A 277-nucleotide genomic window follows, 5' to 3' on the forward strand; every position below is an offset into this window, starting at 1 on the left:
GACGAGGTAGATAGGTTGGAGGTGGAAGCACAGCAATGTGTGGAGCTGACCAATACTAATCGGTCGAGGGCTTATCCTAAAAGATTAAACCCCAAAAAGTGACGTGAAGCTTTGCAGCAACACCGAATACTTTCCGGGGGCCCCGGATGGACAACTAGCACTAACTTTCGCATTCAGTTTTCAAGGTTCAAACCTTGAACTTCATATTGGCTTTAGCCAATGCTGTTTGGTGGCGATGGCGGAGGGGTTCCACGCGTACCCATCCCGAACACGACCG

1 rRNA gene is annotated in these 277 nt (G+C 50.2%); it reads left to right on the forward strand.

Annotation, left to right across the window (positions count from 1 at the left end):
* Positions 1 to 79 (forward strand): 23S ribosomal RNA (locus M3661_RS30075); the annotation flags it as partial.
* Between the last annotated feature and the right edge of the window lie 198 nt (positions 80 to 277).

It is taken from the genome of Paenibacillus sp. MER 180 (assembly GCF_023713665.1).
In the GTDB taxonomy this organism is placed as follows: Bacteria; Bacillota; Bacilli; order Paenibacillales; family Paenibacillaceae; genus Paenibacillus_B; species Paenibacillus_B suaedae.